The sequence below is a fragment of the Microvirga sp. BSC39 genome (assembly GCF_000739015.1).
In the GTDB taxonomy this organism is placed as follows: domain Bacteria; phylum Pseudomonadota; class Alphaproteobacteria; order Rhizobiales; family Beijerinckiaceae; genus Microvirga.
In genome coordinates this window covers 43,614-51,276 of the sequence record NZ_JPUG01000040.1, presented here as the reverse complement: position 1 = coordinate 51,276, position 7,663 = coordinate 43,614, and the positions used below count along the sequence as shown (strand labels likewise).

Here is a 7,663-nt window from a genome sequence, read left to right as displayed (position 1 = left end):
TGATCCTTGGCCAGGATCTCCAGCTCCTTGGTCTTGCCGCGGCCCTCGAGGGTGCGGTTGAGCTCGTAGGCAATGTCGAAATGGTCCTCGATCACGGCCTTGTTGCGCCCGGTGACGAAGATGAAATGCTCGATCCCGGCGGCGCGGGCCTCGTCAACCACGTGCTGCACCACGGGACGGTCGACGACGCACAGCATCTCCTTGGGCACAGCCTTGGTGGCGGGCAGGAACCGGGTGCCGAGACCGGCGACGGGCAGGACTGCTTTGCGGATACGCTTCATTGAATGAGCCATAGATGAGAGTGAAAATTACGTTCGGGATAGTTTATGAGGTCTGGCTAGCACGCTGGTCCGAATACCGTGCGTGGGCACCCAGCAGCCGGGTGACATCCTCGGGTATGGTGCAGTATCGCAAGTGACGTGCCCGTTCAACCACATCGAGGAGCAGTCTTGAGACGAAACCTAGGCACAGCGGCTCACAACCTATCGCTTTGCTGTCATGAGGAACGATCCGAGACCAAATGGTCGGGTGTATTGCACAGGTTACAAGGCCACCGCTCAATGTCCGACCGTTTGTCGGATGCGTCCGTTCTCATTCTCCGGTCGGAAGGCGCTGCAATGCCACACCAAGGCACCTTCCCCAGATCATCTGTATGCTGTTATTTGTCGAAAACCACCTTATCAGCAGTTCAACCCTGTTCACGACGAGGTCTGATTTGAAACTATGTGCCAATATTGCCCTGCGATCTACTCTGGCCTCCCTGATCTTCATGGGCCCCATAGGGACTTCGATGGCGCAGGAAGGGTCGCCTTCGCAGCCTCTCTCCTATAGTACTGTACGAAACGCCCCCCTCACCCCGAATGTACCTAGCTATGAGCGGTCGCCTGCATGGGAACGATCAGACAAGCTTGATCAGAGACACAGGGCAACTGCATCCAAAGCAATCAGATCTATGTGCGTCGACTGCTTGGGAGCGAAGTACAACAAGCCAAGTTCGCAGACGGATTCAACCTTATCGGAGGAAATGTCGGCTTGGGAAGGCGAGCCGCAACTCGAGACGGAACCGTGAGCTTGTAGATCAGCAAAAGCCGTCCTCTTGGCGCCTAAAACCGGCGAAATTTGTATCATCGAACGAGCCGGGTGCAAGCCTTCGGCAGATAGAACGAAATTCCATGCAGAGTATTCGGGGTCGGCTGGCGCGGGGCGCCCTTTGGATTGGGCTGACGCGCCTTTTTGTTAGCGTCATTGGCTTTGGGAGCACGTTAGTATTGGCGCGACTATTAACGCCAGATGACTTCGGCATTGTAGCCATCGCCACAACCATCCTTACTATCGTAGGTTCGGTCACGGAGCTATCGCTGTCTGCAGCCTTAGTCCAGCACAACGCACCGGATGAAGAGCACTTCCATACTGCTTTCACGCTCAATGGGATGAGAGCGGTGATCATTGCGGTTGCGCTCTCCCTAGCCGCTTGGCCAATTGCTGGACTATACGCCGACCCCAGATTAGGGCCAGTGATATTGGTGGTAGCGATGACGGGCCTCTTAAGTGGGTTCTTTAATCCCAAGCTAGTAGTAATGACGCGCGACCTGGTATTCTGGCAGGAGTTCGCGCTCAATGTGTCCCAGAAACTTACAGGTTTTGTGGTGGCAGCTGTCATCGCATTGGCTTACCAGAGCTACTGGGCATTGATCCTTGGTTCGTCGATAGCGCAACTGCTAAATCTAGTTCTGTCCTACGCTGTTCGTCCATATCGACCACGATTTGGGCTCGGGCGCGCTCGAGAGCTATTTTCGTTCTCCATCTGGCTTTCGCTTGGTCAGGGCGTTAACGCCCTTAACTGGAATCTCGACAAACTAGTTGTGGGATACATCTATGGCCAGGCGTCGTTGGGCACGTATACCGTAGGTGACAATCTGGCGGCGCTGCCTACGCGAGAGGCGACGCTGCCTATCGCCCAGACCCTGTTTCCTGGCTTCTCCCGCATGGTTGATGACCCTGAGCGGCTGCGCCGCGCCTATTTACGCGCTCAAAGGCTGCTCTGCGCCATCGCCTTTCCCATCGGCTTCGGATTCGCGGCAGCGGCTCCCATTGTGGTGCCGCTGACACTCGGGCCACAATGGGCGGGAGCTACCATTGTAATTCAGGTTATCGCGAGCGTAATTGCGCTCCAGACGCTTGCCACGACGCTGCAGCCGCTAGCCATGGCGCTGGGCCAGACGCAACTCTTGTTCGGTCGCGACTTGGTTAACCTCTTCATCCGCGTCCCCTTAATGGCCTTGGGTATGTTCCTAGGCGGATTTCCTGGCATCCTTTTCGGCCGGGCTGGCGCGGCCGCGGTTGGCACAGTAATAAACATGCACTTGGTACAGCAGCTCACCGGCCTTTCACTGTATGAGCAGATTGCCGGCAACATTCGACCGCTGGCTAGTTCCGTCGCGATGGTCGGGGTGATCCTGGCGCTGCAAAGTTACCTCGCAGAGACAAGTCTGGGAGTGAGTACATTTACGACCCTAACCCTAGTCGGCGCCGCGGGCGCTGCGACCTTCGCCACCTCCGCTGTCCTGTTGTGGTTCATGGCGCGGTGCCCCGATGGACCTGAGCGCGAGATATCGGAGGCACTGCGCTACGCCGTTGGGCGCGCTGTTCCCCTCATTTTCTCCTGGAGGTCCTCACGATGAAAACCACCATGTTAAAGCCGCCCACGATCGACGTTTTGTTGCCTGCCTTCAACGCTGAATCGACCCTTCGCGAGTCGTTGCAATCCCTGCTTGATCAGACATTCGAAGATTTTCGCATCCTTGTTATTGACGATGGATCGACAGACGGAACAGCGGCGCTCGTATCCACCATGGCCGCCGCAGACGCTAGGATCATTCTATTCTCGAAGCCCAATAGCGGCATCGTGGACACACTCAATATGGGACTCGAGAAAGCCACGGCCGAGTTCATCGCCCGTCTTGACGCTGACGACATCTCCTTCCCAGAAAGGTTCGAGGCCCAGTTGGCCTACTTGCGTGGGCATCCCAATTGTGTAGCGGTCAGCTCCAACGCCTATCACATTGACAGCGTAGGACAGCGCACCGGTACGAGCACAACATTCGGTGTTCCGACAGGCAATCCGACTTGGGCACCCTCGCGCGAACCCTACCTAATGCATCCCTTTTTGATGGCACGGCGCGCAGCGCTGGTCACTGTTGGCGGGTACCGACACGTCAACCATGCTGAAGATGTAGACCTTTACTGGCGGCTTCGGAAATTGGGTGAGTTGCACAACCTTCCTGATATCCATGGCGAGTACCGCGTGCATCCGGGCAGCATCAGCAGCAAATCTATAGTGAACGGCCGCGTTCTTGCCTTGTCGGGGCAGTTGGCGGCTTTGTCGGAGAGGCGCAGGCGGGAGGGTCGCTCTGACTTACCCTTCGAGCGCAATCAGCTCGATGCCTTTCACGCGGCTGGCTCGCTCCAAGGAATGATTTATGTGGCGGCGTCCATGCTATCAGATGAGGAGCAAAACTACTTAGAGATTGCTACAGCGGCCAAACTGCTTGAAACTTCGGTCTACCGACCTTTCGAGCCCACGGTAGAGGACTGCGCTTTCATTGCTAAGGCCATTCGTAACCACGCTGGAGGACTGTGCGACGAGAACCGCAAGGAGCTGATTTTTATGCAAGCCAGGACGTCCCGGCGCCTTTTGGCTTCGGGTTATATCCGTGAGGCAATGGCGCTTACCCCAGTGCATCTATACCCAAAGGTCGCTGCCTATCACATCCGTTTAAAGACCGGCCGCGCTTGGGGAAATGTCAACTGACTCGGGGTCAGCACCGATACTTGCATAGCCCGGATCATTCAAATAAAAGCCTGCCGTGGCCGCCATCATTTCTGGGTGGCCTTCCTGATATGGAGCTTCCGATGAGGTTAGTGTCTGAAGGGCGAATTGCCGACATCAGACGGCTACAAGATATTGTCTTGGAGCAGACCGCCGACCTCTTAAACTCAAGCGAGCGTGTAGCGCTGCTAGACTTCCCTGATTATGACAACATCGGCGACAGCGCGATCTATGCAGGCGAGATTGCCTTTTTAGAGCGCAAGAGATTAAAACCTTCTTACGTTGCGTCGAAAGACAACTGTATTTGGTCAGAACTTGAGCGCAGGATCGGTAATGGACCGATTCTCCTTCAGGGAGGCGGCAACTTCGGCGACTTGTGGCCTTGGTTCCAGCCTTTTCGCGAAGAGGTGCTAGAACGCTATCCGGGACGTCCCGTGATTCAGTTCCCACAGACGATCTTCTACCGCGAGCAGGCTAACATCGACCGCACCGCGCGTCTGATCGAGCGGCATGGTGCATTCACACTTCTGGTGCGAGATCAAAGGAGTTTCGATCTGGCGACGCGATCCTTCCAATGCGACGTTCGGATGTGCCCGGACATGGCCTACTTCATCGGCCCAATAGAGAGGGGAGAACCCGATCAAGACCTTTTGCTCCACCTGCGCCGCGACCGAGAAGCGGCCACGGCGCACGATTTGCGGGCCCTCGCTATTGACCCACGTATCCTAATAGCAGACTGGCCGGCTGAGCCGCCCGGCTTTCACATGAACTCGAAGCTGCGGGATGTACTGCCACTAGCTTTGGCATACCTCCGCGGCGGCAAGCAGTCCTATCTCAGTACGCGATATCACCGCCTAGCTTGGCTTCGGCTCAGGCGCGGCTTCGACCTACTGAGCCGCGGCCGCACAGTTATCACAGACCGACTGCACGGACACATCATGAGTTTCCTCCTTGATATACCCCACTGTGTCCTGGATAACAGCTACGGCAAAACCAGTACTTACATGGAGACCTGGTGCACGGCTGGTGGCAATGTCTCCCGTGCAGCGAGCCTAGCGGAAGCAGAGGCTTGGTACCGAAGTGCCGTTGCAGCCTGAGTAAGCGGCAACTCGGACTGCATATACGCGAGTTGCCCCGCCTCTTTAATATTCAGGGAACATTTGTCCCCGCGCGAGGCGGCGACGTATCGCGCCGGCGGCAGAAGGAATGATGCGCCAAGGTTGCCAGCCGAGTCGTTCGCGGAGAATGCGCAGGAGGGAGATGTTGGCCCGGCCTGTCTTTAGAAGTGCGCGCAACCAAATATAACTGAATCCCCGCTCAAAGTCTGCAATCTTCGACCTCACGATCGCCTGCTCCTCAGGAGATAATTCGAAGCGTCCGTCAACATAACTCCAGAGCATCATTTGGAAGGCGAACCTACTCGGGGTGTTTGGGTGATCCCACGATGTCAGAGTAGAGTGGAAGATGTTGACTCCGCTCCCGCAAATGACGCCCACCTCTGTGGTGAAAACGACACGACGCGCAACTTTACAAAGAGAAAACCAAAACAGAAGGTCCTCGCCGGCGGTCCTGAGGGACGCCTCGAAACGGATGTCGCGGAGCACCTCATAGCGGTAAATCACAGTCGAGGTCTGCGAGAGGTAATCCTGCATGAAAGCCAACAGCTGCGTGTCGCGCCTGAGCGCAAAGACTTGCGGGTTGCTAGTAGGCTCCAAGGGGGAGCCTTGGCCGAGGCGCAGCCATTTTTTGACCGTTGAGTTCGAATCGAAGTAGCTGCGGCCACCCTCGTAGGTATCGCGTCGGTGGTTTGCAAAGAAGTAATCGGCGTTCTTACCCAAGCACGCTATGCCGTCAGCGACGTGGTGCGGCAGCCAAGTGTCGTCTGTATCGAGGAATGCCACGAAATCAACCGGGGTGGTCTCAAAGTAGTCAAGACCCGTGTTGCGTGCAGCACCTGGACCTCCATTTTCGCGCTTCAAGGTGACAAGGCTGTGGCGGCCCAGAGGGGGCAGAGACGCGAGTTCATCATCTGATGGGCAGGGAGATTCGTCATCCACAACAACTATGACCAGTCGGACGTCGTCTGGAAGGGATTGCTCCAGCACCGAGCGCACTGCTTGGCGTAGTAAGCCCGGCTCACGTTGATAAAATGGTAGAATGACGCCAACGCTGGTCATTGGGTACCCTGAATGGTGGTGGGAGCGAGTTGAAGTTAGGTTAGCTCTGCCCTTGCGTGTAGTCGAGTTCCTACTAGATAATTCGCGCTAGGCCCGTCGGATCGAGACCTGGAACGCACCCTGCAGACCATCCACCAGCCGCCGCGCCCGCGCAGGCTTCAGAGCTTTTTTGACAGCACGTCCTGCAGCATGGCTTTGTCGAGCGAGAGGTCCGCCACCATCTGCTTCAGGCGCCGGTTCTCCTCCTCGAGCTGCCTGAGGCGGCGCACCTCCGAGGGCATCAGCCCGCCATACTTCTTGCGCCAGCGGTAGTAGGTCTGCTGCGAGATCCCGACCTTGCGGCAGACCTCCTCGACGCTCACGCCGTCATCGACCTGCTTGAGCAGGACGGCGATCTGCTGCTCTGAGAACCTGGACACCTTCATGGCCTTTCCCCTTCTCCCAGCCGGGAGACATGACGAGAAAATTCCCACTTTGGCCGGTCCAGTTTCCAGGGAGAAGGTCACACGCAAGTGAGCGCCTGACGGGCTGCGGCTGTACATCAAGCGTCATCTTGCCCTGCCCCGGACTGATCTGATCCTGATGATCCCGTGCTTCTAGTGCCCCTAGCATTATTACGCAACGTGATCGTTTCGAGACCATCTACCTTATGCGTAACGGAAGTCTCGTACATGCCTAGCGCTTTCTGAGCCACTACCACCCCTAATGAGCTTGGAAACCAGAGAAGTGTTCGCTTGTCATTGCGGATGAGGTGGAGCAGTTCATTTGGAAACCGGATTTTTCGAAGAACTTTGCGGAGCCACAAAAATGCGAACTCCCTCCTTAAGCGCTTGAGTTCAAGCTCAACAATTGCAGAGTCATCGGACGACACTGGGAGCCTGTGAACCATTCTAGCCAGCAGAGTAAAGGCCCAAACCTGCTCGGCTGCCCGCAATAGGTTCCCTGGGGCATTCCAATCCAAGTTGCCGAAGCAGATGTTTACGCCATTTCCACAGGCCACATTTACTTGAGACGAGACAGCTATGCGCTCTGCTAGGCAAGCTAGCTCCACAATAAAGATCAGATCTTCACCAGCACCCCGAAGCCTGCCGTCAAAACGTGTTGCGGAACCGATTTCCGTTCGAAAGACCATAGTGGACAGGTGGCTAGGCATGTAGCGCAGCGTAAGCGTTAGCATGATTTGGCGGGGCAGGATCAGTTCGCCTACGAGTGGGAAGGGAACGGAGGGGAAGTAGGTGTCGTGGAAACCAGCACGTTTGTGGTCGCAGAAGTAGAGGTCTGCACCATTCTTGAGAGAACTGAGAGCAGTTCTGATGTGATCTGGCAGCCATTCGTCATCGGAGTCGAGAAAGGCGATCCAGTTGGCGTCTGAAGGCACCAGATCAAGCCCAGTATTGCGTGCAACTGCTGGCCCACCGTTAGGCTGCCGGTGAACAGATATACTTACGTACTCTGGCAGGCAAAGACCGTCGATCTCCCGGCTTGCTTCGTGTGGCGAGTCGTCATCGACCACGATGACAACAATACGGGTGCCCTCGTCAACCTTCTGGGCAGCAATCGATTCCAAAGCCCGCCGAAGGATCCCAGGGCTTCGCTGATAGTATGGTATAACAACAGCAACTTTACTTAAAGTCTCCATAGTGTCCTACCTAAACCG

General features: G+C 56.3%; 6 protein-coding genes and 1 pseudogene. 3 read left to right on the top strand and 4 right to left on the bottom strand.

Annotated elements, in window-relative coordinates:
- Positions 1–281: sugar phosphate nucleotidyltransferase (locus MA07_RS05025; protein ID WP_036347718.1), on the bottom strand; the 281-nt coding region annotated here is incomplete at its 3' end.
- 579 nt (positions 282–860) lie between these two features.
- On the opposite strand from MA07_RS05025, the gene MA07_RS05020 reads away from it, so the two are divergent.
- From MA07_RS05020 to MA07_RS05010, 3 genes are all read left to right on the top strand, one after another.
- Positions 861–2,681 carry a lipopolysaccharide biosynthesis protein gene (locus tag MA07_RS05020; protein ID WP_081928789.1) on the top strand — a complete coding sequence of 607 codons (1,821 nt, stop codon included), beginning with the start codon at positions 861–863 and terminating at the stop codon, positions 2,679–2,681.
- Entirely contained in the window at positions 2,678–3,811 is a 1,134-nt protein-coding gene (locus MA07_RS05015; RefSeq protein WP_052002854.1) for a glycosyltransferase family A protein, read from the top strand. The genes MA07_RS05020 and MA07_RS05015 overlap by 4 nt, the downstream gene beginning before the upstream one ends.
- Positions 3,812–3,969: 158 nt before the next feature.
- On the top strand, positions 3,970–4,926 hold the full coding sequence (locus MA07_RS05010; RefSeq protein WP_160195388.1) for a polysaccharide pyruvyl transferase family protein: 957 nt from the start codon (positions 3,970–3,972) through the stop codon (positions 4,924–4,926).
- A gap of 45 nt (positions 4,927–4,971) precedes the next feature.
- On the opposite strand, the gene MA07_RS05005 is transcribed toward MA07_RS05010, so the two are convergent.
- From MA07_RS05005 to MA07_RS04995, 3 genes and pseudogenes are all read right to left on the bottom strand, one after another.
- Positions 4,972–6,006 carry a glycosyltransferase family A protein gene (locus MA07_RS05005; RefSeq protein ID WP_036347715.1) on the bottom strand — a complete coding sequence of 345 codons (1,035 nt, stop codon included), beginning with the start codon at positions 6,004–6,006 and terminating at the stop codon, positions 4,972–4,974.
- 93 nt (positions 6,007–6,099) lie between these two features.
- Positions 6,100–6,431 (bottom strand): annotated as a pseudogene (locus MA07_RS05000) (transposase); the annotation flags it as partial.
- 116 nt (positions 6,432–6,547) lie between these two features.
- A complete protein-coding gene (locus MA07_RS04995; protein ID WP_036347710.1) occupies positions 6,548–7,645 on the bottom strand; it encodes a glycosyltransferase family 2 protein in 1,098 nt (365 codons plus the stop codon).
- Positions 7,646–7,663 lie beyond the last annotated feature (18 nt).